At 65.3% G+C, this 22,662-nt stretch carries 22 protein-coding genes; 8 read left to right on the top strand and 14 right to left on the bottom strand.

Translation table 11 applies throughout. The features are described 5' to 3' along the window. Positions 1–16: 16 nt before the first annotated feature. From G6N30_RS00425 to G6N30_RS00395, 7 genes are all read right to left on the bottom strand, one after another. Positions 17–523: a pyridoxamine 5'-phosphate oxidase family protein gene (locus G6N30_RS00425; RefSeq protein ID WP_134055710.1), complete on the bottom strand. Its 507-nt coding sequence runs from the start codon at positions 521–523 to the stop codon at positions 17–19. 214 nt (positions 524–737) lie between these two features. Then, positions 738–2,870, bottom strand: a complete 2,133-nt coding sequence (locus G6N30_RS00420) for a heavy metal translocating P-type ATPase (protein WP_134055712.1) — start codon at positions 2,868–2,870, stop codon at positions 738–740. Positions 2,871–2,925: 55 nt separating this feature from the next. Beyond that, positions 2,926–3,255 carry a metal-sensitive transcriptional regulator gene (locus G6N30_RS00415; protein ID WP_011856766.1) on the bottom strand — a complete coding sequence of 110 codons (330 nt, stop codon included), beginning with the start codon at positions 3,253–3,255 and terminating at the stop codon, positions 2,926–2,928. Positions 3,256–3,325: 70 nt separating this feature from the next. Then, the gene (locus tag G6N30_RS00410; protein ID WP_073681638.1) at positions 3,326–3,604 is read right to left on the bottom strand and encodes a YHS domain-containing protein; all 279 of its coding nucleotides are present in this window, start codon (positions 3,602–3,604) and stop codon (positions 3,326–3,328) included. Between the two features lie 26 nt (positions 3,605–3,630). Then, on the bottom strand, positions 3,631–5,916 hold the full coding sequence (locus tag G6N30_RS00405; protein ID WP_059090338.1) for a heavy metal translocating P-type ATPase: 2,286 nt from the start codon (positions 5,914–5,916) through the stop codon (positions 3,631–3,633). A 40-nt stretch (positions 5,917–5,956) separates the two neighbouring features. Further along, complete coding sequence (locus G6N30_RS00400) at positions 5,957–6,928, bottom strand: DUF8832 domain-containing protein (protein ID WP_059090337.1); 972 nt, start codon at positions 6,926–6,928, stop codon at positions 5,957–5,959. Further along, positions 6,925–7,137 (bottom strand): heavy-metal-associated domain-containing protein, encoded by a 213-nt coding sequence (locus G6N30_RS00395; protein ID WP_011856847.1) that lies wholly within the window; start codon positions 7,135–7,137, stop codon positions 6,925–6,927. Before G6N30_RS00395 ends, G6N30_RS00400 begins: the two co-directional genes overlap by 4 nt. A gap of 156 nt (positions 7,138–7,293) precedes the next feature. On the opposite strand from G6N30_RS00395, the gene G6N30_RS00390 reads away from it, so the two are divergent. The 5 genes from G6N30_RS00390 (at position 7,294) to ripB (ending at position 13,175) form a co-directional block, all read left to right on the top strand. Then, positions 7,294–8,118, top strand: coding sequence for an alpha/beta fold hydrolase (locus tag G6N30_RS00390; RefSeq protein WP_059090353.1), 825 nt, complete (start codon positions 7,294–7,296; stop codon positions 8,116–8,118). A gap of 462 nt (positions 8,119–8,580) precedes the next feature. Next, positions 8,581–9,351 (top strand): helix-turn-helix domain-containing protein, encoded by a 771-nt coding sequence (locus tag G6N30_RS00385; protein WP_059090352.1) that lies wholly within the window; start codon positions 8,581–8,583, stop codon positions 9,349–9,351. A 47-nt stretch (positions 9,352–9,398) separates the two neighbouring features. After that, positions 9,399–10,352 (top strand): sterol desaturase family protein, encoded by a 954-nt coding sequence (locus tag G6N30_RS00380; RefSeq protein ID WP_134055718.1) that lies wholly within the window; start codon positions 9,399–9,401, stop codon positions 10,350–10,352. A 366-nt stretch (positions 10,353–10,718) separates the two neighbouring features. After that, on the top strand, positions 10,719–11,942 hold the full coding sequence (locus G6N30_RS00375) for a L,D-transpeptidase (protein ID WP_134055720.1): 1,224 nt from the start codon (positions 10,719–10,721) through the stop codon (positions 11,940–11,942). A 486-nt stretch (positions 11,943–12,428) separates the two neighbouring features. Then, on the top strand, positions 12,429–13,175 hold the full coding sequence (gene ripB, locus G6N30_RS00370) for an NlpC/P60 family peptidoglycan endopeptidase RipB (RefSeq protein ID WP_073683288.1): 747 nt from the start codon (positions 12,429–12,431) through the stop codon (positions 13,173–13,175). A 62-nt stretch (positions 13,176–13,237) separates the two neighbouring features. Here the strand turns inward: ripB and G6N30_RS00365 are convergent, their stop codons facing one another. The 6 genes from G6N30_RS00365 to G6N30_RS00340 form a co-directional block, all read right to left on the bottom strand. Next, a complete protein-coding gene (locus G6N30_RS00365) occupies positions 13,238–13,984 on the bottom strand; it encodes a winged helix-turn-helix transcriptional regulator (RefSeq protein ID WP_172835605.1) in 747 nt (248 codons plus the stop codon). A 110-nt stretch (positions 13,985–14,094) separates the two neighbouring features. Further along, the gene (locus G6N30_RS00360) at positions 14,095–15,360 is read right to left on the bottom strand and encodes an MDR family MFS transporter (protein ID WP_011856854.1); all 1,266 of its coding nucleotides are present in this window, start codon (positions 15,358–15,360) and stop codon (positions 14,095–14,097) included. Next, positions 15,357–16,475 carry a PLP-dependent cysteine synthase family protein gene (locus G6N30_RS00355; protein ID WP_073683290.1) on the bottom strand — a complete coding sequence of 373 codons (1,119 nt, stop codon included), beginning with the start codon at positions 16,473–16,475 and terminating at the stop codon, positions 15,357–15,359. Before G6N30_RS00355 ends, G6N30_RS00360 begins: the two co-directional genes overlap by 4 nt. Positions 16,476–16,577: 102 nt before the next feature. Beyond that, on the bottom strand, positions 16,578–16,994 hold the full coding sequence (gene lpqS / locus G6N30_RS00350) for a putative copper homeostasis (lipo)protein LpqS (protein ID WP_073683291.1): 417 nt from the start codon (positions 16,992–16,994) through the stop codon (positions 16,578–16,580). 333 nt (positions 16,995–17,327) lie between these two features. Next, positions 17,328–18,248: a M56 family metallopeptidase gene (locus tag G6N30_RS00345; RefSeq protein WP_073683292.1), complete on the bottom strand. Its 921-nt coding sequence runs from the start codon at positions 18,246–18,248 to the stop codon at positions 17,328–17,330. Beyond that, positions 18,248–18,610, bottom strand: coding sequence for a BlaI/MecI/CopY family transcriptional regulator (locus G6N30_RS00340; RefSeq protein ID WP_024444607.1), 363 nt, complete (start codon positions 18,608–18,610; stop codon positions 18,248–18,250). Before G6N30_RS00340 ends, G6N30_RS00345 begins: the two co-directional genes overlap by 1 nt. A gap of 340 nt (positions 18,611–18,950) precedes the next feature. On the opposite strand from G6N30_RS00340, the gene ripA reads away from it, so the two are divergent. Further along, a complete protein-coding gene (gene ripA / locus G6N30_RS00335; protein WP_073683293.1) occupies positions 18,951–20,354 on the top strand; it encodes an NlpC/P60 family peptidoglycan endopeptidase RipA in 1,404 nt (467 codons plus the stop codon). On the opposite strand, the gene G6N30_RS00330 is transcribed toward ripA, so the two are convergent. Beyond that, positions 20,332–20,586 (bottom strand): hypothetical protein, encoded by a 255-nt coding sequence (locus G6N30_RS00330; protein ID WP_234880203.1) that lies wholly within the window; start codon positions 20,584–20,586, stop codon positions 20,332–20,334. The two genes, ripA and G6N30_RS00330, sit on opposite strands and share 23 nt — an antisense overlap. Positions 20,587–20,721: 135 nt before the next feature. On the opposite strand from G6N30_RS00330, the gene G6N30_RS00325 reads away from it, so the two are divergent. Together G6N30_RS00325 and G6N30_RS00320 are read left to right on the top strand one after the other, a co-directional pair. Further along, entirely contained in the window at positions 20,722–21,468 is a 747-nt protein-coding gene (locus tag G6N30_RS00325) for a response regulator (RefSeq protein ID WP_059090331.1), read from the top strand. After that, entirely contained in the window at positions 21,465–22,649 is a 1,185-nt protein-coding gene (locus G6N30_RS00320) for a sensor histidine kinase (RefSeq protein ID WP_059090330.1), read from the top strand. The genes G6N30_RS00325 and G6N30_RS00320 overlap by 4 nt, the downstream gene beginning before the upstream one ends. Positions 22,650–22,662 lie beyond the last annotated feature (13 nt).

Genomic DNA, 22,662 nt, shown 5'->3' with positions numbered 1-22,662 from the left:
ATCCACGGCCTGACGGCTAGTTTCCGCCCGTCAGGTCTGCCCGCCCGATGGCCTGACCCGGATGACGCAGGATGTCGAGGGCCGACATCCCGATGCCGTAGGTGGATAACCATCGCCTCGGCCGGACCGCGATGAAGCACAGCTCAGCACGCTGAGCGACGATGCGCTCCTCGGCGGCGAGAATGCGACGGAGAAACCAGTCCGCATGGAATGCCCCTCGCGCGTCGGCGTTTTCGTGGTTCAGTATTTCGGCCGACCCCGCAAACTGCACAGCTGCCGGCGGCATCATGGGGAGAAAGCGGTGCGGCACGGGAATGACGAAGGCTACCTGTGGTCGTCGTCGAATGTTTTTAACCTTGACGTTCGTAGTACGGGTCGTGATGTACAACGTCAGGTTTGTGCCTTCACCGGCCGCTGCGTACGTGACGGCCGTCGCGTGGGGGTTGCCGCTGCTATCGAGCGTCGACAGGGTGCCGAACGACCGTCGTCGAATCGAATTTTCGACAGTGGCGAGGTCGGTCACTGGTGCTCCTACCTCCGCTTCCCCGGCTCCGATTGGGTGGCTTGTCGCTCAGCTACACGCCGTCTACGGCGCATCCGAAGGTACCGGCGGTCGACGGATAATTGAGAATTCGACCGGCGACTGCATTTGCTTTCTTCGTGCGAAGCCCCACATGGTTGGGAGCGGCGATTCGAATTCACATGGCCGCCGGCTGCTCCACATGGTGGGCCGTCCCCTAACGGTTGAGAACGGCGCGGGTGCTCGCCTCGGGCGTCAAATCGAGGCGGCGCAGAAGTTGCGCGTTGAGCGCGACGACGATCGTTGACAGTGACATGAAGATGGCGCCGACCGACATGGGCAGCACGATGCCGATGGGCGCCAGCACACCAGCAGCCAGGGGCACAGAGATGAGGTTGTACCCGGCGCCCCACCAGAGATTCTGTTTCATCTTGCGGTAGCTGGCGCGAGACAGCTCGATGACCGACAGCACCGAGCGGGGGTCGGAACTGGCCAGGATGACACCGGCGGAAGCGATGGCGACGTCAGTGCCGGCACCGATGGCGATGCCGACATCGGCCTGCGCCAAGGCGGGGGCATCGTTGACTCCATCGCCGACCATGGCAACCTTCTTGCCCTCGTCTTGCAGGGCAGCAACTTTCGACGCCTTGTCTTCGGGGCGCACCCCCGCGAACACCCGGTCGATGCCCAGTTCGTGGCCGACACTATTGGCGACGGCTTCGGCGTCGCCGGTGATCATGACGACTTGCACGCCAAGCTTGTGAAGCGCATCGACGGCTTCGCGGGATTCGGGGCGGATCTCGTCGGCCAAGCGCAGGCCGCCGAGCACCTCTCCGTCGCTGATGACGTGCAGAATGATGGCGCCTTCGCCGCGCCACGCGGTGGCCGCGGGGACCTCCTGGGCGCCGACTTCTTCGAGAAGTCGGGGGCCGCCCACTCGGATTTCGTGCCCGTCGACCGTCGCAGTCACACCGACGGCAGGAGAGGACGAGAAGCCGCTGGCGCGCGGCACCGTTAATCCCCTATCCTCGGCGGCTTTCACGATGGCCCGCGCCAGGGGGTGTTCACTGTCGGTCTCGGCGGCGGCGGCGAGCGCGAGCACGGTGTCGCCGTCGTCGTCTCCGGTCGCCTCGACGGCGGTGACGGTGGGTTCGCCTTTCGTCAGGGTGCCGGTCTTGTCGAACAGCACGGCGTCGACAGTGCGCATACCTTCCAGGGCCAGCCGGTCTTTGATCAAGACGCCGCCTCTGGCGGCGCGTTCGGTGGCGATGGACACGACCAGTGGTATCGCCAGGCCCAGCGCATGAGGGCAGGCGATGACCAGCACGGTGATCGCTCGTACCACCGAGGCATCGGGATTGCCGACGATTGTCCATGCCGCTGCGGTGATCGCGGCGGTGATCAGGGCGAACCAGAACAGCCAGCCGGCGGCCTTGTCGGCAAGGCGCTGGGCACGCGAGGACGAATTCTGCGCTTCGGTGACTAGGCGTTGGATGCCTGCTAGGGCGGTGTCGTCGCCGGTGGCGGTGATCTCGACCCGAAGCCCGGAATCGGTGGCGACGGTGCCGGCTGTGACGGGATCCCCGACGCCGCGGGTAACGGGCCGGGATTCGCCGGTCACCATGGACTCGTCCATGTCGGCGCGTCCGTCGACGATCTTGCCGTCGGCAGGGATGCTGCCGCCGGGTCGGACTACAACGACATCGCCGACGTGCAGGTCGGTCGGCGAGACGGTGACGGTGCGGTCGCCGTCGATCTTCTCGGCTTCGTCGGGAAGTAGTGCGGCCAGTGAGTCCAGCGCTGAGGTGGTCTGGGCCAGCGAGCGCATTTCTACCCAGTGGCCGAGCAGCATGATGACGATGAGAAGGGCGAGTTCCCACCAGAATTCCAGCTCGTGGTGGAGCAGGCCCAAGCTCGCGCCCCAGGACGCGAAAAAGGCGACGGTGATCGCCAGTCCGATCAGGAGCATCATTCCTGGTTTGCGGGAACGGATCTCGTTCAGCGCACCGGTGAGGAAGGGGCGGCCACCGACGACGTACATCACTGTCCCGAGCAGGGGCGCGATCCAGCGTGCGCCGGGGAAGTCGGGGACGTCGTAACCGAGCAGCATCGCGAACATGGTTGAGAACGCGACGACCGGTATGGCGATGATCAGGTTGATCCAGAAGAGCTTGCGGAATTGGGCCACGTGGTCACCGCCGTGGCCGCTATGGCCAGTGTGGCCGGTGTGATTGTCATGGCCGTGGTGTTCGCCGTGTGGGTGGGTGTCAGGGTGTGCGCTGGGGAATTGGTGCTGGGCGTGCCCGCCAGGGTGGGATGTTGCTACGCCGTGGTCATCGCGGTTTGTCATGTTCTTTCCTTAGGGGACTTCGCGTTTCAGTCGACGCGCATTGATGATGTGGGTGTTAGGAACGCACCAAGCGGGCGATGGCTTCAGAGGCTTCTGTGAGTTTGGCGTCAGCGGCCGGTCCGCCGGTGGCGGCGGCGTCACGGACGCAGTGGCGAAGATGGTCGTCAAGCAGTGCCAGCGCGACGCCTTGGAGGGCTTTGGTGAGCGCGTCTGTTTGGGTCAGGATGTCGATGCAGTACCGCTCCTCTTCGATCATTCTGCTGATGCCGCGGGCTTGGCCTTCGATGCGCTTCAACCGCTTGAGGTATTTGTCTTTATCGGTGATGTAGCCGTGGTGGGTGGTGCCTGTTGAGGGGCAGTGCCTGGTGTTGTCGGCGTGGGTCATGACGCTTTCCTTGTGCGTGGTGGTGACTAACTTTGGGTGCCCGGCGAGGAGTGCGCGACGAGGGTCGCGGTCATGCGGCGGAGGCATACTTGTCGGGGTCGCGGTCGAAGCGTGGTCCGCATCCCTTGCAGCAGAACCAGTAACGCCGACCGCGATAGTCACGGAATAGTCCCGCTGCTTCGGCGATCGTCTTGTTCACCGGAGTGCCGGGCATCACGGGGCAGGTGGTCTCGTTCTGCGATCCGAGGTGAAGCAGGTTCCTCGCCGTAGGGTCGATGGGTGAGGTATCGATTTTGTCGGCTGCGCCGCTGCAGCAGCAGGCTGACGTGCGGTTCTGATTCTCGGACATGGGTTCTCCTCACAGGTGGCGGTGATTTAACTGGTGGTGTCGGCGGAAGTGGTTTTGAAGCGGCGCAGGCGCAGGCTGTTGCCCACCACGAAGACGCTGGAGAATGCCATTGCGGCTCCGGCCAGCATCGGATTGAGCATGCCCAGTGCTGCGACGGGGATCGCTGCGACGTTGTAGGCGAACGCCCAGAACAGGTTGGTTTTGATCGTCGACAGTGTTTCGCGGGACAGCCTGATCGCGTCAACGGCGCTGCGCAGGTCACCGCGCACCAGGGTGATGTCGGAGGCCTCGATGGCGACGTCGGTGCCGGTGCCCATCGCCAGACCGAGGTCGGCTTGGGCGAGGGCGGGCGCGTCGTTGACTCCGTCGCCGATCATGGCGACCGTCTTGCCTTCGGCTTGGAGGCGTGCGATGACGTCAACCTTGCCTTCGGGCATGACTTCGGCGATGACGTCGTCGATGCCGACTTCGGCGGCGATCTGTCGAGCGACGGCTTCGTTGTCGCCGGTGAGCAACACGGGGGTCAGCCCGATGTCACGCATCTGCGAGATTGCCTGTGCGCTTGTCGGTTTCACGGTGTCAGCGATGACGAGTACACCGCGCGCCTGCCCGTCCCACCCGACCGCTACCACGGTCTTTCCCTGGGCTTGCGCGCGGGCCTTGGCGTGGGACAGATCCGGGCTGAGGTGTTGCGCCCAGTCGGCCAGCAGTGATTCGCGCCCGACGATGACGGCGTGTCCATCCACGACGCCGTGGACGCCTTTACCTTCGACATTCGCGAAGTCCTCCGGAACGGGCAAGGCGTGGAGTTCCTCGGCCGCCGCGGCGGCGACGGCTTGGGCGATGGGGTGCTCGGAGGCGTTCTCCAGGGCGCCGGCCAGTCGAAGCAGCTCCGCGCGTTCGGTTTCCGGCGCTGTAATGACATCGACCAGCGTCATTTTGCCGGTGGTGACGGTTCCGGTCTTGTCCAGCACCACGGTGTCGACCTTGCGGGTGGATTCGAGCACCTCGGGACCTTTGATCAGCACGCCGATTTGTGCGCCGCGGCCGGTGCCCACCAGCAGGGCGGTGGGCGTGGCCAGCCCGAGGGCGCAGGGGCAGGCGATGACGAGGACCGCGACCGCTGCGGTGAACGCGGCGGCGACTGAGAATCCCGCGCCCAGCCAGGCGCCGAGGGTGATCACGGCGATAGCGATGACGATCGGTACGAAGACGCCGGAAATGCGATCGGCCAGGCGTTGAACTTCGGCCTTGCCGGTTTGGGCGCGTTCGACTAGCTGGGCCATCTGCGCGAGCTGGGTGTCCGAGCCGACGCGAGTGGCCTGCACCACCAGCCGGCCGCCGGCGTTGACGGTGGCACCGACCACGGTGTCGCCGGTAGCGACTTCCACGGGTACCGCTTCGCCGGTCAGCATCGAGGCGTCGACAGCCGAGGAACCGGACACCACCACGCCGTCGGTGGCGATCTTCTCCCCCGGACGGACTATGAACTCGTCGCCAACCACGAGTTCTTCGATGGCGATCTTGGTTTCCGTCCCGTCGCGCAGGACGGATACGTCTTTGGCGCCTAGGTCGAGTAGGGCTCGTAGTGCCGCTCCGGCCTGCCGTTTGGACCGCTTCTCGAAGTAGCGTCCGGCCAGGATGAACGTGGTTACGCCGGCGGCGACTTCGAGGTAGATGTTGGCGGCGCCATGCGACGGTGCCAGGGTGAACGCGAAGGGATGCTTCATACCCGGCGTGCCGGCGCTGCCCAGAAACAGCGCATACAGCGACCACAGGAACGCAGAGACGGTGCCCAGCGAAATGAGCGTATCCATGGTCGCGGTGCCGTGTCGCAGGTTGGCCCAGGCGGCCCGGTGGAATGGCCATGCTGCCCACACGACGACGGGGGCCGCCAGCGTGAGCGACGCCCACTGCCAGTACGTGAACTGCAGCGCCGGGATCATCGCCATCGCGACGACCGGCACCGTCAGGACGGCCGAGGCCCTCAGGCGGTGCCGCAGCGAGGCCAGTTCGGGGTCGGCGGTGTCCGCGGCGTGCGGGGTGTCACCGGATGCGTCGGAGGGCATCGGCGTGCGCGGTGTCGGGAGCGCGGCGGTGTAGCCCGTCTTCTCCACCTCGGCGATCAGCAGCGCCGGATCGTATCCGTCAGGCACCGTGACGGTGGCCTTTTCCGTCGCGTAATTGACTGTCGCGGCCACGCCGTCGAGCTTGTTGAGCTTGCGCTCGATGCGGTTGGCGCAGGAGGCGCAGGTCATTCCCCCGATGCGGAGTTCCACACTCGGGCCAGACACCGGTGTCGATGTCGTCATGGAGCCACTGCCTTTCAGTTTCTGATTCGGACGGGATAGCTCAGTGCCCGCCGGCATGGCCGGCGTCACGCGATGGCTCTGGCGCGGGCTCGTTGGTGCCACCGGGTGCGGCGTCGACGACGAAGCTGGCGGTGTGCACGGTGTCCTGGACTTTGAAGTCGAGGTAGAGCAGGTAGCGCCCGGCAGTGGGTGCGGTTGCCGCGAACGACACCGCAGGCCCACCGGTGCCGCCCGGTACCGGCTCGGCCCCCTCAGGGTGCACATGTAGATACGCCAGATCTCCCTCACGCAAGGCGACGAGATGGCCGTAAGCCCCCAGGTAGGGCTGCAAGGTCGTCACCGGCCGGCCGTCGCGCGTGACTGTCGCGGTGAGTTCGTGGGAGACGCCCGCGGTGAGTGCACCGTCCAGTTTCACGGTGTATCCGGCGATGTCATCCACGGTGCGTGTGGCACTCGCCACCGCCGGGACGAACGCGCCGGCCACCTGCACGGTTCGGGTGAGGGTGAGTTTGGCGCTGCCCGCCCCTGCGGGTTGGAAGTCGGCGAACACGCGGTAGGTGCCGGCGGCGTTCCACGTCCACGGCGTTGACCACGTGCCGGTGGCCGCGTCCAGCCTTGGGTGTACATGGGCGAAGTGCTGGCCGTCGGAACGGACCACGATGAGGTGCAGTTGCTTGTCGTGCACGGTCGCGTAGTCCAGCAGCGGCGTGCCGCCCGGGTCGACGATGGTGAAGCTCATCGTTCCCCGATCGTTGGGTGCGCTGGGGGACCGCACCGGGCTCAGGACGTATCCGTCTTCGGCCAACGACAACCCCGGCGGGTCGGCGAAGGGAACGGCTGATGACGCCTGCTCGGTCGGCGGCGCGCTGTTTTCCGCTGCAGCATCGGAAGTTTGGGCCTGCGGAGATGTCGCCGCGGTATCAGGGACGACCGCTGCGGCGGTGACGTATGCAGCCGTGAACGCCACTGCCAGTCCGGCGCCAAACGCTGTCAATCGTCCCGCGGCGTTCATGCGACACGCACCGCCGAGTAGCCGGCCTCGTCGACGGCGTTGAGGATCTGCGCGTCGTCGACGGGACGGCTCGACGTCACGATCAGGGTGCCGGTTTTGGCGCTAACTTCGACGTCTTCAACTCCGGCGACCTCGCTGACCTCTTCGCGCACCGAGAGCTCGCAATGTCCGCAAGTCATCCCTGTGACGGCGTACGTGCTCGTGCTCATCACCGATCTCCTATCCTCGACGGGTGTCGATACCCCTACCGGGTATGCGTAAGAGAGCATATACCCCTTGGGGGTATGCTTCAAGGGTTACTTTCCGGGGTTATTGGTGTGGTGTCGACGCGCGTAGCGCTATCCCGGAACGACGGGAGGGATCAGTTGGTGGTGCGCGCGTTGCACGTCGGAGATGATGGCTGGCCCCTCATGGGGGAGGTCGTCGGCCGCGGCGAACTGATCGTCATGCTTCATGGTGGGGGTCCGGATCACTACAGCATGCGACCGCTTGCTGACCGGCTCGCTGGCCGGTATCGCGTTGCGTTGCCCGACATTCGAGGGTACGGAGCATCCCGTTGTCCCGACCCGACGTTGCACCGATGGGATCAGTACGTCAGCGACGTCATTGCGATCGTTCACGCGCTCGATGACACCTGCGCCCACCTTGTCGGCGCCGGATTGGGCGGCACCATCGTTTTGCGGACGTGCCTCCAGCACCCCCGTATCGCCCGGTCGGCGGTGGTCATCAGTGCTGAAGCGATAGAGGACGATGCGGACAAAGCCGCAGACACCGATCTGATGGATCGTTTCGCCGAGCGTGCCCGTTCCCGCGGTCTGCAGGCCGCCTGGGAATTGTTCATTCCTGATCTTCAGCCGCTGATCGCCAACCTGGTCGCTGAGGCTATTCCGCGCGCTGACGCCCACAGTGCGGCGGCCGCGGCGTCAATCGGTCATGACCGCGCCTTTGCAACGGTCGAGGACCTCCGGCGCATCGACACTGCGACGCTCGTCATCGCTGGCGACGACATCCGTCACCCCGAGTGCTTGGCCCACAGCCTCGCCGATGTCCTTCCACGAGGGGTCCTCGCCGAAGTTTCGATGTCCCGCCAATTCGTCGACGCTGAGGACATGGCACACGCTTTCGGCCCGGCGATCGAGAACTTCCTTCGCAGAACATCGGACCGGGACACTCGGGTCCATGAAGACTAGGCACGAAGGACGGCGGCAGCAGTGAGGGGCCTGACGCTCCGGCGGCAAGCCGCTCGGGGGCAGCCTGTCGCGGTGCTGTCAGCCGCAGCAGGACTTTCCCTCGCTGGCCTTGCCTGAGCGGCGCCCACTAGTGACACGACCCACCGCGCACAAAGCGATGCATTTGGCGATCGACCGTGCGGTCTGGCTTTGGACGAGCTGCCGAAATCTTTCTTGTACGGTCACCAGCGATACGCCTTCCAGTCGTCGGGCTACCCGCCCCGGGTGATACAACGAAGGTACCCCTGAGGGGTATACGGTACAAGGGCGCCCGAGCTAGGCGCGGCGGTGGGTGACTGGCCAATGGCGCATATCCTGCGTTACCCGTGGCGGCGGATGGCTGGCCACGCCTGCTTCGATGTTCCCCGTTGCTGGCGCCGCGGTAAGTCGATTATTGGAAGGCCGTAGCATCGATTCGTGGCGATGATGCGGGATGGCGGTGGTATCACCGGTGAACCGCACTGGGGCGGGACGGCACTGCTGCGACCTGGGGTGTTGGCGTTCACCGGATCGATTGGCACCACCGACCTACACGCCCACCATGCCGTCCAGATTGTCACCGCAACAACACCTTTCACGATGCGTGACGAGCACGGCAACCAGCATCGCGGCACCAAGGTGGTCGTGCCCGCCGATGCGCCACACCGGGTCGAAGTCGGCGCGCCGGAGGGCACCGTGGTGTTCTTGGAACCGGAGTCTGCCCCAGGGCGCTCGGCGCACTTGCGCGCGCTTCGGTCCGGCTGGACTGTTGCTCCGGTGTTGACGTTCACCCGCCGACGTCCGTTGGCCGTCGTGGTCGACGAGCTGATCGAACACCTCGCACCCGCCATGGCAGCTGATGAAGCAACGACCCGCCATCGCGCCGTCGACGAGGTGTTGCGGGTGCTCCCCGACCTTGTGGCCGCGGGCCCAGTCGGAGGTACCGAACTCGCGGCCCAGGTCGGTGTGTCTGCGAGCCGATTGACCCATCTGTTCACCGAACAGGTTGGCATTCCGCTGCGCCGCTACGTGCTGTGGTTACGGCTGCGGCTCGCCATCATTTGCGCGCACGCCGGCGATGACCTGACCGGCGCCGCACATAATGCGGGGTTTTCCGACAGCGCCCATCTGACCCGTACCACGCGGGAGATGTTCGGGCTGGCGCCCTCGGCGTTGAGCCGGCACGTGTCCTGGGACCTCGACACCGCCGTGTAGCCGGATCATTCAAGCTCTGCCACGCCAGTAGCCGCGACGATCAGGTGGTGAGCACGAAGTCCCCGCCATTGACGGCGGTCACCGCGGCACAGGCGGTGGCCCGATACGGCTACGTGCCGGTCATGTTGCTCGGCCTCAACGGCGCCGGTGTGGCGTTAACCGCCGCCGGCGCCCCGAAATACTGGCTGCTGGCCGTGATGGCCGTCGCGATTGCCACCGCGTTGCTGGTCGAACGTGTCATTCCGTATGACCCCGAATGGAATCATGATCAGGCAGACAGCAGGCGCGACCGCATCCACGTCGCAGTCAACGAGACGCTGATCCTGGCCAGCGTGGCTGCCATTCCACTACTGGCGGCGGTCGTCCCGGCCCCGCAGCTGTGGCCGCGCACCTGGGCATTGCCGCTGCAGGTCCTCGCCGCGATCATGATCGCCGACCTCGGCATCACCGTGGTCCATGTGGCCAGCCACAAGATCGGCGTGTTGTGGCGTTTCCACGCCGTGCACCACAGCATCACCCGCTTCTACGGCCTCAACGGCCTGATGAAACACCCGCTGCACCAAACCGTTGAGATGGCCGCTGGTGTGGCACCGCTCATCCTGATCGGTCTGCCCGTCAACGTCGCCTCCCTGCTCGCCCTCGCGGTGGCGATCCAGCTGCTGCTGCAGCACTCCAACGCCGACTACCGCGTGGGCCCCGCCAAGCACGTCTTGGCTCTCAACGAAGGCCACCGCTTCCATCACCTCAAGTGGGCCGGCATCGGCGACGTCAACTTCGGGCTGTTCACCCTGGTCTGGGACCACCTCATGCGCACCTACTCCTATAACCCCACCCGCCGATTCGACTCCACCCAGCTCGGCATGGCCGCACACCCCGACTACCCCACCGCGTACGGGCGGCAGCTGATACACCCCTTCACCCCCGCCGGAGGGTGCAGCCTCAAGTCCACCACCGCGACGAAGGACCCCACCGCGACGAGACCGACACCGGAGCAGGGCTGAGAGGGACCAGCGTCTAGCGCTCCCGGACCGTGATTGCCTCAAGCGTTCCCGATCAGCCCAGAACGCGTACTAGACCCATAGCCTTCTACGTGGCCTATTGCGCGCCACGGTCCGACGATCGACGAACAAAGGATCGGCAGCCCGTTCGGCGCCTGCCAGAGCTAGCCGGATGCCATGTCGGGCAGACCAGTGCGCAAGTCTGCGTCTTTACTGAATCTTCATCGAAGGACTAAGAAAGCCAAATGACGCATCAGCACACTTGAACCATATCCGTGAACGGTGCACCGCCGCCCGCGAACGGCTGTCGCGGCGCACGCAGTGCCCGCTCATCAGCGATGTCAACATTCGGATACGGAGACCACACTGATGCCGCAGGCGACTTGCCTCCCACCGTTTCGCAGGACGGCGCAGTGGCTGCGGACGGCCGTCGTGGCGATGGCGGTGCTGCTGATCGCGGCCGCGTGCAGCTCGTCGCCGGCCGCCGCGCCCCAGCCCGAGGTCATCACTGATAAAGGCACCCCGTTCGCCGACCTGCTAGTGCCCAAATTGCAGGCGTCGGTGACCGACGGAGCGATCGGTGTCGCGGTGGACTCCCCTGTTACCGTGTCCGCCGGTGACGGCGTTCTCGGCCAAGTCTCGTTGACCAACGAAGCCGGCGATCTCGTCGACGGACAGCTCAGCCCCGATGGCGTGTCCTGGTCGTCTGCCGAGCCGCTGGGCTACAACAAGCAGTACACCCTTCATGCCCAGGCCCTTGGACTGGGCGGCGCGACCACTACGACAGCGACCTTCGAAACCCACTCGCCCGACAACTTAACGATGCCCTACGTCCTGCCCAACGACGGCGAGACGGTTGGCGTGGGCCAACCCATCGCGATCCGCTTCGATGAAAACATCACCGACCGGATTGCGGCGCAGCAAGCGATCAACGTGACCACCACCCCCCCGGTCGAGGGAGCCTTCTACTGGCTCAATAATCGCGAAGTACGTTGGCGCCCAGCCGAATACTGGAAACCGGGAACAACAGTAGAGGTGGCGGTCAACGCCTACGGCGTCAACTTCGGTGACGGGCTGTTCGGTCAGGATGACGTCACTACCCGGTTCACCATCGGTGACGAGGTCATCGCCACCGCCGATGACGCCACCAAAACGATGACTGTGCGGCGCAATGGTCAGATCGTCAAGACCATGCCCATCTCCATGGGTAAAGCCAAGACCCCGACCGATAACGGCGCCTACATCATCGGAGATCGTTACTCGTTTCTGGTGATGGATTCGTCCACCTACGGAGTCCCGGTCAACTCTCCTGACGGATACCGCACCGAGGTGGAGTGGGCGACCCAGATGTCCTACAGCGGGATCTACGTGCACTCTGCACCGTGGTCGGTGGGCAGCCAAGGCATCGCCAATGTCAGCCACGGATGCCTCAACGTCAATCCGGCCAACGCCCGTTGGTTCTACGACAACACCCGACGCGGCGACATCGTTGAGGTCATCAACACCACCGGCCCCACGCTGTCGGGGACAGACGGTTTAGGTGACTGGAACATCCCTTGGGATCAGTGGAAAGCCGGCAACGCCAACCTCTGAAACACAGAGCAGAAGCGGAGACTCACAACCGCCGCCTCCCAGTCACCTCGTGGCACCAGTTACGCGTGTCAGCAGGACGTCTCGCATCCACCGAACCGGGTTGCGAACTGCCGAGCGTCACCCGAGCATCGCGCGCCGTGGGGCCCACGCAGCACAGGTAGCGCAGCCCTTTCCGCTACGACACCTTTGGTTTGCCGTCCTCAGGTAACGGCGTTTTCACATGTCCGGACCACCGACTATTTCGTAGTCCCGGCATCGACGACCGACACTGTCAAACACCCATTCGCAAAAGCCATTAGCAATTCCAGCCGCCGAAATTCCAGCACTGTAATTATGTTGCGGGTGTTACTGATGAGGCATATGTGAGTTAGGCTGATCTACGTATTCGCTACGTACATCGTTGCTGCACAGTACGGAACGCTCTGCTTCGCCTTTTTTGGCGAAACCAATCACCGGCGCTCCGACAGCCGAAAGAAAGAACGCCATATGGAACCGATGGCCCGATGCGCCCGCCCGGAGGAAGGCCGCGTATCTGCGTCCGGCTTTCGCCTGACTGGGGTGATCGTTGCCGTCGTCGCGACGGTACTTTTGGCGTGCACCCCAGCAGCCTCCGCCGAGCCGACAGGCGGTCCGTGGGATCCACTCCTGCCCAAGATCCCCAGTGCGGGAGCGCCCGGCGATCCGGTTGCCATCGCCAACGCGTCCTTGCAGGCGACGGCCGTTGCCACCCAGACTGCGATGGATTTGGGGCGTAGCTTCCTGGGCAGTCTCGGACTCGTCAGTCCCGCGGCAAGCCCCCAAACGAGCGTCCGCGGCAACCGTCTCTACGGTGCCCAGGCGATCGAATACGTTATCCGCAGGGCAGGAACGCAGATCGGCGTTCCCTACTCCTGGGGAGGGGGCAGCCTCACCGGCCCTAGTCGCGGTGTCGACCAAGGCGCAGGCACCGTCGGTTTCGACTGCTCAGGACTGACACGATTCGCCTTCGCCGGCGTCGGAGTACTGTTGCCGCGATGGTCCGGCGACCAGTACAACGCTGGCCGCAAGGTACCTCCCGCGCAAGCTAAACGCGGTGACCTCCTGTTCTGGGGGCCCGGCGGAAGCCAACACGAAGCGATCTACCTCGGCGGCGGAAAAATGATCGAGGCGCAACAAACCGGCGTTCCCATCAAGATTTCACCGGTGCGTACCGCCGGGATGACACCCTACGTCATACGGATTATCGAGACCTGACCCCGAACGCTTCCGCCAACAGCTTCCTCCCGCCAAAAGCCTTGTCCGCACCGGGTAACGGTTCAGCCGGCCAGACAGTAGCCGATGCCGCGGACCGTCCGGACATAGCGCGGACAAGACGGGGCGTCACCGAGCTTGCGACGTAGATTGCCGATGTGCACGCCCAGTGCCGACCGCCCGCCGGGCTGCGTCGCCCCCCAAAGGACTTCCTGAAGTCGTCGGCACGTCACGGGCTCCCCTGGATCATCGGACAAAACCCGAAGGATCGCGAACTCCGTTCGAGTCAGCGATATGACGTTGCCGCGCTGATAGACCCGCCGGACCCCCACGTCGATCACCAGATCGTCGACGTGGCGTCGCTGGGCGCCGCCGTCCTCGCTGCGTTGGTGAGAATGCCTGAGTGTCTGCCGTATTCGCGTGTTGAGTATGTCGCGGGAGCCGATGGGAACCACTCCGACGCGCGATATCAGTGGCGCCATCTCTGTGTCGGCGAGCGCGACGACGCCGCAATGGGCGGCCTGGCGAACACGGTCAAGGACGACGGCGCCGTGCGCGGATGATCCCAGGCACACCACCACCACGTCGGGGTCATCGTCGCGCACCGCGGTGAGCGCTGCAGCATCTGAGCGTGCGACGTCGACGGCGAACTCTTCGGCGCGCAGGGTGCCGGCCAACATGTCGGCGTAGATGCGCCGAGGTTCAACCAGCAGAACGCGAATGCGCCCAGCAGCTATCGCCGGAGAGGCAACGCTGCCCGAAGCGGGGTGCGGCTCGATGGTCGTGGCAGTCTCCTTGCCAGCGTGGGCCATTCACGGCGTGAAGGTGTCCGCGCGGATGCTGGAACCAGCATATCGCCATCTACGTAGCTACTACGTAGATGGCGATATGGGGTGTCGGGCATGTTCGCGTCTTCGGGTGTTCAGCGGGGGGTTTGCGCGCCAGAGGATGTCAGCTGTTCGGGTTGAAGTCGGCCCCGTCGGTCCAGCCGGAACAAGGCCGCTGCGGAGGCCAGCCCGATTGCCGACAGCAGAACCCACAGCAGCCAGGGTTGCCCGAGATCTCGGGCGGCCTGCATCAGCGAGCCGGTGGCCAGATTGCCAACAAGAATGCCGACTCCGACGATGGTGTTGTAGAAGCCGTAGTGCGTTCCGATGAGACGGTTGTTGGCCAATGAGACGACGGTGTCCATCTCGAACGGGAAGACGGCCGCCGACCCGACCGCCAGCACCGCCGTGGCGACGAGTAGCGCGGTCGCGGCGGCGACTCTGCCTGCCCTGGTGTCATCGGGCAGCACGATCAGCGGCAAAAACGACGCCGCGAGGATCAGCATGCCGATCACCAGGGAGCGGCCGGCGCCCCAGCGGTGGGCGAACCATCGTGTGATCCGCATCTGGCCGAGGACAGCAACCAGACCCGAGACCACGAAGATCATGGCGGTGACAACGGAATCGTTGCGCGGAAACAGGTCTCGCGCCTGAAGCGGCAATGCCAGATAGACCTGGAATGACAAAACATACGACCCGATCATGGCCGCCGCGAAGAGCAGAAAGGAGCGGTTGGCCGCTACTGTTCGCCAGTCCTGCAGCACCGATGTCTTCTCATCAGGTGTCCCCGCGGCGCGGTGGGGCAATGCTAAGAGTTGGGCCACGGTCAGCGCTGCGAACACGACCGCTGCGGCGGCAGCTGTCATTCGGAAATCGACGAACATCAAGGCCAGCCCGACAAGGGGTCCGGCCAGAATGCCCGCCTGATAGAACACGTTGAACACCGCGAAGGCTTCCACGCGCCGTGGGCCCGCGTCGGCCGCCAGATAGGCGCGCACCGCAGGATTGAACAGGGCGCCGGCGAAGCCGGTTGCTGCCGAGGCGATCAGAACCGCCGGCAGCGATTCAGCGAAGACGAGCAGGCCGAATCCTGCTGTCCGGAGGACACATCCGCAGACGATGAGCGGTTTGTAGCCCAGCCGGTCTGCCAGAGTGCCGCCGATGAGAAACATGCCTTGCTGGGAGAAGTTACGTACACCCAGCACCAGGCCGATGGCCCACGCGGCCAGCCCCAACGGGCCGGCGAGGTAGCCGGCCAGGTAAGGCATGAGCATGTAAAAGCCCAGGTTGATGCCGAATTGGTTGATCATCAGCATCCGGCTGGGCCAACCAAAGCTGCGGAAGGCTGACAGCAGGGTCATCGTGACTGCACCTCGGTGGGGTCGACAACGGTGGTGCATCGCGTCCACGCCGTGACTGTCTGGGTCATCGGGTCCTCAATGGTGGCGGGATGCCTCGGGGGCGCTGCGTCGAGCAGGCCGTGGGCGCGGCAGTAGTCGTCGTTGTAGATGGTGTCGAAGTAGCGTTGCGGGCCGTCCGGGAAGATCGCTGCGACAGTGGCTCCGGCAGGGCTATTGCGTGCGACCCAGCCTGCAACTAGGGCGACCGCACCGACGCTCCAGCCGCCACTGGCGTAGTGGGTGGCCGCCAGGGTGCGGCATGCCCACACCGACTCCGCGGGGGCAACCCAATGCACTTCGTTGAACGCTTGGTAGTCGACGTTGCCGGGATAGATGCTCGATCCCAGGCCTCGCATGAGCCGAGAAGCCGCGGGCTGGCCGAAGATCGTCGAGCCCACCGTGTCGACGCCGATCAGCCGCAGCTGCGGGTTAAATTCTCGGAGGACGCGTGCGACGCCGGCCGAGTGGCCTCCGGTGCCCACCGAGCACACCAGGACATCAACGGCGCCGAGTTGTTCGTTCAGTTCCAACGCGAGCCCGCGGTAGGCCTCGACGTTATCGGGGTTGCTGTATTGATCGGGATGCCACGCGCGCGGGTCGGTGGCCAAGATCTTCTGCACGCGGTCACGGCGAGCCTGCTGCCAGCCTCCCTGTGGGTGCGGTTCAGTGACCAATTCGATGTCGGCGCCGAATGCGGCGAGCATATTCTGAATGATCGGCTCCATCCCGGGGTCGGTGACCAAGGTGACGGGGTGCCCGTAGACCGTTCCGGCTAGTGCGAGACCCAATCCCAGCGTCCCGCTGGTGGATTCAACGATGCGGGCGCCGGGGGTAAGTGCCCCGCGGGAGCGGGCGCGTTCGACCATGTGTAGCGCGGGTCGGTCTTTCATTCCTCCCGGGTTGAAGCCTTCGAGTTTGGCCCAAAAGCCCCGCTCTTCTGACGTGAACGGTGCGCCGATTCTCAAGACAGGGGTCTGGCCGACCATGGTGGCCGGCCGCTCGTTGCGGCCGCGTTGTGGCTGTGCCGATCGGGTGTGGGAAGTGCGTGCATGGCGGATTGGCAGGGCAGGATTCATCGATGAATGTCGCTTCTGTGAGGCCGCGACGAAGCACGGCGACTGACGGCAGGTAGCGGTCACCGGCCACCGTCGAAGACGACGGGGCCTGACGCTAGCCGATCAGCGGCGCGCGATACACAGGTGGGCGAGCACGTCGCGGCCGGTGCGCAGGGCGCGGGCGTTCCGTGGTGGACCGCGGATAGGCGCCTTCGCCGCCTGGCACCACAGCAGCGGAAGTACAGCCACGACGAGGCCCAACGCGAGCGCGATCAGGGAGACCGTTCCCCGCGGCAGGATCGCTTCGGCCAGGGTGTCGGGCGTGCACTCGGCGTCGGGTTGGGAGAGGTGGGGGTGGTCGAGCTCGACAGACATCGGCGCGCCGACCGCACTGGCGGCCAGGGTGTGCGGTCCGTGCGTAGGTGCCGCATTCACGCCGGGCAGTGCCCACTCGGCTCCGACGATGACGGTCCAGAACGCGATCAACGCCGCGACGATGGCGCGGCGGCGTTGCCCAGAGTTCGCGTCGAAGTACTTCACGATGTTGCCGACTGTAGCAGCGGATCGGCGAATTCAGGCTCGGCCCCCTAGCCGATGCCGGGTTGTGATCAGAGCGCGACCGCCGTTGCGCCGAGCCATCCGGCCGTTCCGTCGCACGATCGACTTCGCCCGATGCCCTTGCGAAAACGCCCTTTTGGAGGTTCCGCGAAGGAGATACAACAGATCGTTGCGCTGCTTGTACCGCAGATCATCTACGGTTTTACTACGTAGATAATTTGCGCTCTATCGGCCCGCGCGCCAAGCAGTGTTTCCTTTGCTGGCGGCCTACGCGCATTGGCTCCACCTGCGGAACGTGCGGCGGGCGTTGAGGCGCTAGTGGTGGCAGAGCACCTGGATGAGGGCGGGTGTGGCGAGCATGGCGGTGATCGCGGCTGCCAGGCAGATGCGGTGGCGCCATCGCACGTGCCGGCGTGTGGGGGTGAGCAGGCGCTGCGCTCGCGCGATGACCGCTGTTCCCGCCGCGGCGAGGCCTTCCCGTGCAGGCGGGTGTTCTCCGGCCAGAGCAGATAATCCAGCCAACAGCGGATGCGTGCCGACGCGGCGCACGGCGGTGTCGTCAGCGCACATCTCCAGCAGTTCACCCACACGATGAGGGGCCGTCGCGAAAAGCGGAAGCCGCGGCAGTGTGCCCCCCAAAGCGCGGAGCGCCATGAGGATGTGGTGGTGGCGCCCTGAGATGTGCGCGTTTTCATGCGCCAGAACCGCTTTGAGCTGTGATCGGTTCAACGACTTCATCGCCGCGGAGGTGACGATGATGGCGTTCGGGCGTCCGACCACGCAGTAGGCAGCAGGCCGGTCGGCCTCCACGACCACCACATTGGGATGGTCGGTGGGTCGGCCGACGATCCGCGCGGCACGCGCGTGCTCGTGACTTCGCGCCCGCAGCCGCGACAAGCAGCGACCGATCCGCATTACGACGAACCCTGACGTCAGGGTTCCTACCGCGATGAGAACAACGGAACCGATTCGTCCGGCCATGGGGGTGTGCTCGGAGAAGCCAAACAGCTCCAGGCACAGCGTCACGACCGCGCCCGTACGAATACTGTCCGTCGTTGCGCCGATGACCATGATCAGCGCGACGAGCCACGCCGTCAGCGTCGCGGCGACGGTGGCCAGCCAGGCGGCCACTCCCATATGGGGGCTGATGCCGTGACGGGTCATCCGCCTCAGGACCGGTGGCGCCCACCAGGCCAGCGCGCTGCCGTAGAGGAGCAGCCACAGCGCGGCGGTCATCACCGACGCCCCTTGCGCAGAGCCGCCTTCAATTGAGCGGACTGCTCGGCGTTCATCTGCTCAACAAAGAACGCCAGCACCGCATCTGTATCCCCGCCGGCGTCGAACGCGGCCTTCATCAAACGCGCGGAACGCTCCTCGCGGCTCATGGACGCCTGATACACGTACGCTTTCCCATCGCGCTGACGTTGCAACCAGCGCTTGCGGTACAGGTTGTCCATCGTCGACATCACGGTGGTGTACGCAATCTGCCGCCGTTGAGAGATCTCGTCGAAAACCTCACGCACCGTGACAGGCTCGGCGTAATCCCACACGCAATCCATGACCACCGCTTCGAGGTCGCCGAATCCTCGCTGTTCCATTTGCGCCTCTCCCGCTCTCCGCGACGAGCTGGCCTCCTCGCGCCCCGAGCTCTTCAGCCCCCAATGTAGCCGCCGAGCTGGGAAAAGCCGCGATACGCCTCACCTCGACCGCATAGGGCCAGCATCTGCACTACCGGCCGCGGCGCGTGAAACTAGCGCCCGTGGCGCACAGTCGTAACCGACCTGAGACTGTGACAGACGTTCCTCCTGATACCAAAGTGATGCACGTTCCGTCTACGTACTATCGTGCTACGTACTTAGCTCGGTAGTAGGAGCGCCGCGGGTGCCGTTCGGCTTCGATGCGCGGCTCGACAACGCTCACCCCAGCTGAGGAGATTCGATGCGGCGCCTCACTTCTTTTCTGAGTCTCTTCGCATTAATGCCGGCACTGGTGCTCAGCGCCCCGGGTACCGCTGTTGCCGGGCATGACGGCAGCCCCGACCGCGACGACGTTCCCTCATTGGTTGCGGCGGTCGCCGAAGCGAACCAGCGGATGGCCGACGTCGGTAGCGACATCCAGATCAAGCAAGAGGGCGTCAACCGTGCCCTGGTCGAAATCGCGGCCACTCGCGACACCCTCGCGCAGGCCCGACGCGACGTTGTTGCCAGCGACCAAGCCCTTACCGCCAGCCAACACGCGATCGAGGCCGCACAACACCGTTTTGACCGCTTCGCCGCGTCGACCTATATGAACGGGCCGTCGGGTGCGTTGCCGCTGGCACAAAGTCCCGAGGAGATCCTGGCCGGGGCCTCGACCCAGCAGACCCTCACCATCAGCTTCCAGCGGGTCCACGACGACCTCTTGCGTCGGCAGACCGATCAGGCCAACAAGCTTTCTGCTGCGACGGCAGCGCGGGCGCGCGCCGAGAGCGCCGCCGCAGACGCCCAACGCCGGCAAGACGACGCGGTAGCCGCACTCCGGGACGCCCAGCAGACGTTTACCGCACAGCGACGCGAGGTCGAACGGCTCGCTACCGAACGCGACTCCGCTCAAGCTCGACTGGAAGCTGCCCGACCGGTGGCGGCGACAGCCGCCGCGCCCAGTGCGGCGCAACCCGGCACTGTGCCGGTATCCGGCGCTCCCTGGGACCGCGGCACCACGTCGCCGGGGGGCGCCACCGAGGGGGGCCTGTGGGACACCACGCTGCCGATGGTGCCCAGCGCTAACGTGGCCGGCGACCCGGTGGCCATCATCAATGCCGTCCTCAAGATCATGGCGACCTCGGCGCAGCTGACGGCCGACATGGGCCGCAAGTTCCTCACCAAACTCGGCATTCTGTCTCCAGTCACCGCCGCCGCAGATCCCGGCATCACCAACGGACGCATCCCCCGCCTCTACGGCCGCCAGGCCTCAGAGTTCGTGATTCGCCGCGCCATGTCACAACTGGGCGTGCCTTACTCCTGGGGCGGCGGCAACGCCAACGGCCCGTCACGAGGCATCGACCAGGGCGCCAACACCGTGGGTTTCGACTGTTCGGGCCTGATGCTGTATGCCTTCGCCGGCGTCGGCATCAAACTCGACCACTACTCCGGGTCGCAATACAACGCAGGCCGCAAGATCCCCTCGTCACAGATGCGACGCGGTGACCTCATCTTTTACGGCCCCAACGCCAGCCAGCACGAAGCGATGTATCTGGGCGACGGCATGATGATCGAAGCCCCCTACACCGGGTCGGTCGTCAAGATCTCGCCCGTGCGCACCTCCGGCATGACGCCCTACGTCACCCGCTTGATCGAATATTGACGTCGCCGCGATGCCGCGCAGGTGGACCGGTCAGTGCGCCGCGGTGCGGCCCCTGCGAATCGGCCTCCTCGGGCACGTCAGGCCGCCCCGAACGACGCGGCCAGCGAGAGGCGTTAAATAGCGCCGTCGCGCCGGCGATCGCAGCCGCCCACAGCACCACGACCACGGCACACAGGATCAGCCACGCTTGCCACCCGAGACTGTTCGGGCACACGTCCATCAGCCAACGCATGTCAGGCCCTCCTCACAGTGAGCCTCACCCCACCGCAGGAGGAAAACGGTATGAGTCGTGTGAAGATCTGCTGAAGATCGAGCCGCCCGGTCAGCCATACCTGGTTACGGGCGCACCAGCAGGCACCATATGGACATGCAGCACCACCACCTGGGCGCGCCTGAGAGCGCGAAGGGATACCGCGCGCTGGTCGTCGACGACGAACTCCCCCTGGCCGAAGTGGTGGCCAGCTATCTCGAACGCGAGCAGTTCGAAGCCGTCGTCGCCGGCAACGGTGTCGACGCAATCGCCGTCGCACGCGACCTGGATCCCGATGTCGTCATCCTTGACCTCGGCCTACCCGGCATCGACGGACTCGAGGTCTGCCGGCAATTGCGGACCTTCTCCGACGCCTACGTCGTCATGCTCACCGCCCGTGACACCGAACTGGATACCGTGCTCGGCCTCACCGTCGGCGCCGACGACTACATCACTAAACCCTTCAGTCCCCGCGAGCTGGTCGCGCGCATCCGCGCCATGCTGCGGCGACCCCGCATCCTGCAAACAGCCGCCGCACCCGCCGAACGAGAGACAGCCCCGCCGCGCCGCTTCGGCGGACTGAGCATCAACGTCGCCGCCCGTGAGGTACATATCGACGACGAACTAATCCTGTTGACCCGCACGGAATTCGACATTCTCGAAGCCCTGTCCGCGCGGCCAGGAATCGTGCTGAGCCGCCGACAACTTCTCGAAATAATCCGCGACGAACCCTGGGTCGGCAACGAACACCTCGTCGACGTCCACATCGGACACTTGCGACGCAAACTCGGCGACGACGCCGCACGCCCCCGCTACATCGCCACGGTTCGAGGTGTCGGATACCGGATGGGAACCGGACAGTGACTCCCCCACCTACGTCGACCCCTCGCCGGCGTCGACGGCCGGGCCGTCCCGGTATCGGCCTGCGACTCCTGGCGGCCCAAGCCATCGTGCTGGCGGCCGGAGCGGCGACGACCGCGGTGGTCGCTGCCGTGGTCGGCCCACCGCTGTTCCGCGAACACCTCCACCGTGCCGGTGTCCCGATGGACTCCCTGGAAGAAGTCCACGCCGAAGAGGCCTACGGCTACGCAACGGTGATCTCCATCGGAGGCGCCCTAGCGGTGTCAGCACTGGCCGCCCTCGCGGTCAGCTTCTACGTCAGTCGACGCCTCCAACGGTCCATCACCGAAGTCGCCGCCGCGGCCACCGATGTCGCTGAAGGGAACTACGACATCCGCGTGTCACCGCCGCGCCTCGGCGATGACTTCGACGCCCTCGCAACCGCATTCAACCAAATGGCCTCCCGGCTTCAAGCCGTCGATTCGACACGCCAGCAACTGTTCGGAGACCTCGCGCACGAGATCCGCACACCCGTGGCAGTACTCGAGGCCTACATCGAGGCACTCGAAGACGGCGTGCGCTCCTTGACACCCCAGACAGCAGCCATGCTGCGCGACCAAACCCGTCGGCTGGTGCGATTCTCCGATGACGTCGCCGCGCTGGCGAAGGCCGAGGAAAGTGCGATGTCTATGTCCTACGCCTCCCTCGACGTGGACCGCCTAACCCGCCAGTGCGTCGCAGCAGCACAAGAACGCTATGACACCAAGGGGGTCGGACTGCACGTACACCTCCCGCAACCGCTACCGCCGCTGTGGGCCGACGAACAACGACTGTCTCAAGTGTTGGGGAACCTGCTGGAGAATGCGCTACGGCACACACCGCCCGGCGGGTCGGTACACCTTCACTGTCTTCGTGACGGCGACCAGGTAAAAATCGCTGTCGCCGACACCGGAGAAGGGATCGCCGCCGAGCACGTCACCCGAGTGTTCGAACGGTTCTACCGGGCAGACACCGCCCGCGACCGCGAGCACGGCGGCGCCGGTATCGGGCTCGCCATCGCCAAAGCGCTCATCGAAGCCCACGGCGGATCCATCTCGGTAGCCAGTGCTGGACCCGGCGCCGGCGCAACATTCACCATCGCCCTGCCCATCACCCCGATACGCAGCCAGCACCACCCTGCGACGGCTGACTCAGCGCGTCCCTGACGAGTGCCCCTCC

The organism is Mycolicibacterium litorale (genome assembly GCF_010731695.1).
Lineage (GTDB): Bacteria > Actinomycetota > Actinomycetes > Mycobacteriales > Mycobacteriaceae > Mycobacterium > Mycobacterium litorale.
The sequence above is the reverse complement of the archived record's forward strand: the minus strand, read 5'-3'. Positions and strand labels throughout refer to the sequence as shown.